Origin of the sequence: Adhaeribacter aerolatus, from assembly GCF_007991635.1 — a bacterium.
Taxonomy (GTDB): Bacteria; Bacteroidota; Bacteroidia; order Cytophagales; family Hymenobacteraceae; genus Adhaeribacter; species Adhaeribacter aerolatus.
In genome coordinates this window covers 1-2,929 of sequence record NZ_BJYS01000070.1, presented here as the reverse complement: position 1 = coordinate 2,929, position 2,929 = coordinate 1, and the positions used below count along the sequence as shown (strand labels likewise).

The window sequence follows — 2,929 nt, the reverse complement described above, 5'->3', positions numbered from 1 at the left end:
TTGCTGGTAGAACGTTTCGATTCCTGATTTATAATACTTAGCCTTTTGTATTATTATAAAGGCAATACTTTAATTTTTAACTTATAGGTTATGCAGCTTAGTGAGGCTGGTTTAAATATCAGCTTTTGAAAGGTCACTTACCTTTAATATATTAGACGTGTTAGACGAAAAAAAATTTGCGGAGGTAAGAAAGATTTTTACCGCCTATCTGGAAAGTAAGGGCTTGCGGAAAACGCCGGAACGCTACGCTATTCTGGAAGAAATATATTCCCGTTCGGGCCACTTCGATGTAGAATCGCTTTACATCAGCATGAAAAATAAAAATTACCAGGTGAGCCGGGCCACCGTGTATAATACCCTGGATTTATTAGTAGAAAATGATTTAGTTAGCAAACACCAGTTTGGCCGTAACCTGGCCCAATACGAAAAATCGTACGGTTACCGGCAGCACGACCACGTAATCTGCACCGAATGCCATAAAGTAGTGGAGTTTTGCGACCCCCGAATTCACAATATTCAGACAATGGTGGGCGAACTATTAAATTTTCATATCTTGCACCACTCTTTAAACCTATACGGTATTTGCGGCGATTGCCGGTCTAAAAACAGTGCCGCTACTTTATGAAATTAACGCATTCATTAGTTGATAGTATTTTATTTGCCCGCCTGCAAGGCGATTTAATCGGAAGCCCGGATTCGCAACAACTCGTTGAGGTAGTTAACCAAAGTATAAACGACGCAATTATTCTCGGCGCTATAGATTTATCTAAAGTAAGGTTTATAAATAGTAGCGGTATTGGCGTGTTGGTTTCCTTGCTTACCAAATTCCGGAACCGGGGCGGCGAAATGGTTCTGATTAGCCCTTCGGAGCATATTCGGAAACTTCTCATTATTACTAAGCTTAATGCCATCTTCACTGTTGCCGAAGATGATGCGCAGGCCGCGAACATTTTAAAAGAATCTAAATAATATAATGGCAGTAGATATATTAGTAGGCCTTCAGTGGGGTGACGAAGGCAAAGGAAAAATTGTGGACGTTCTGGCCCCTACCTATGACATCGTAGCCCGATTTCAGGGCGGCCCCAATGCCGGTCATACCTTAGAGTTTAACGGCACCAAGCACGTGCTGCACCAGATTCCTTCCGGTATTTTTCACGAACACATCACCAATATTATTGGTAATGGCGTGGTACTGGATCCGGTTATTTTTCGGGCCGAAATGGAAAAGTTAACGGCTCGGGGTATTGATGGTTCTAAAAATTTATACATCTCCCGGAAAGCCCAGCTAATTCTGCCCTCTCATAAATATATCGACCGGGTACAGGAGGAAGCACTCGGCGAAAATAAAATTGGTTCAACGCTTAAAGGCATTGGCCCTACTTACCAGGATAAAATTGGCCGTTTTGGGTTACGCGTAGGCGATATTACTGCACCGGATTTCCGGGAGAAATATAATACCGTAATAGAACGGCACCAGAAAATAGTTGGTTTCTACGGCAAAACTTTAGACATAACCGAAGCCGAAGAAGACTTTTTTGCCGCTATAGATTACTTGCGTACACTCAAGCTGGTAGACAGCGAGTATATGATTAACGAGGCAATTGCGGCCGGTAAAAAAATATTAGCAGAAGGCGCGCAAGGTTCTTTGCTGGATATTGATTTTGGTACTTACCCGTTTGTTACGTCCTCTAATACCTTAGTAGCTGGCGCCTGTACAGGCTTAGGCGTTGCACCTCGTCATATAGGCGAAGTGTACGGTATTTTTAAAGCGTATTGTACCCGCGTAGGCAGCGGCCCGTTTCCGACAGAATTGCACGATGAAACCGGCGAGCGCATTCGTCAGGCAGGGCGTGAGTTTGGTTCTACTACCGGCCGGCCCCGCCGTTGTGGTTGGATAGACCTGCCCACGCTAAAATATTCCATCATGCTGAATGGTGTTACCCAACTTAACATGATGAAGGCCGATGTACTGGATGATTTTGAGGAAATAAAGGTCTGTACCCATTACAAATTGCCAAACGGAGAACTAACTGATAAAATACCCCACCAGATTATATCAGAAGACCTAACCCCGGTTTATACATCGCTTCCAGGATGGAATATAGATTCCAAGCAAGTAGAAAGTTATAGTGAATTACCCGAACCTTTTCTTGCTTATCTTAAATACCTGGAAGAGCAATTGCAGGTGAGTATAACCATTGTAAGTGTAGGCCCCGACAGGGTAAGTACTTTACATAAGTAATACCAGAACCAAGTTATAAGCAAAGAGAGGATGTCAATTTACTTGCATCCTCTCTTTTGTTTTTTAGTTAGTTAAAAGAGAAAAGCGCATTCTCATTAAAAGATTAATGGAAAATAACAAAGAATAAAATTATATAGCTAATACTGAGAAGCTTCCATGAAAACTGCAATTATTTAATCTTGCGTGTTTGTAAAAACAAAAAAGGTTACTACCTTTGCAATCCCAAATTGAAAGTAATTAAAAGGCAGCCAGCAGGGTTTTATAGAGGTTTAGAAGAGGAGATTGTTAAGCACAGGGAAATATGATAACAGGAGCTTTATAGTAGTTGATGCTGTTAAGTTAAAGTTGCATTATTCGTAATGTACAAAAAAACAATATAAAACTTGTCTGTTGTTCGAGAAAAAGCAAAATATGTTTAATATTATTTTGCTAAAAAGAACATCTGGTTCGAGTGGGCTAATTAAAAAGCCAAATTTAATTTGGTAGAAAGAGATTGATGCTGTATCTTTGTCTCCCTTTGCACCCGCAAAACGAACCGAGCAGCAGGCTTGGTTAGCACGAGAAAATATAAGCTTATTTGGAACTAAGAACGGGTTGAAAGATGTTTAGTTCTAGTGTTCTTTTCTAAGGTTTGAGGAAAAGATTTAGAAAAATTCTTTGGAAGACTTCAAAAAAAAATCCCTAATA

The 2,929-nt window shown here is 40.6% G+C and carries 3 protein-coding genes; all 3 read left to right on the top strand.

Annotated features, from left to right (window positions below; all coding sequences use genetic code 11):
* Nucleotides 1-157: 157 nt before the first annotated feature.
* From AAE02nite_RS25985 to AAE02nite_RS25975, 3 genes are read left to right on the top strand one after another with little or no spacing between them, the layout of a single operon-like run.
* On the top strand, nt 158-625 hold the full coding sequence (locus AAE02nite_RS25985) for a Fur family transcriptional regulator (protein ID WP_146905781.1): 468 nt from the start codon (nt 158-160) through the stop codon (nt 623-625).
* Nucleotides 622-969 carry an STAS domain-containing protein gene (locus tag AAE02nite_RS25980; RefSeq protein WP_146905778.1) on the top strand — a complete coding sequence of 116 codons (348 nt, stop codon included), beginning with the start codon at nt 622-624 and terminating at the stop codon, nt 967-969. Before AAE02nite_RS25985 ends, AAE02nite_RS25980 begins: the two co-directional genes overlap by 4 nt.
* Nucleotides 970-973: 4 nt before the next feature.
* Complete coding sequence (locus AAE02nite_RS25975) at nt 974-2,242, top strand: adenylosuccinate synthase (protein ID WP_146905775.1); 1,269 nt, start codon at nt 974-976, stop codon at nt 2,240-2,242.
* Nucleotides 2,243-2,929 lie beyond the last annotated feature (687 nt).

Excerpts from the sequence above, each read along its gene's own strand:
- AAE02nite_RS25980 (WP_146905778.1), top strand. The coding sequence starts at position 622 with ATGAAATTAACGCATTCATTAGTTGATAGTATTTTATTTGCCCGCCTG.
- AAE02nite_RS25975 (WP_146905775.1), top strand. The coding sequence starts at position 974 with ATGGCAGTAGATATATTAGTAGGCCTTCAGTGGGGTGACGAAGGCAAA.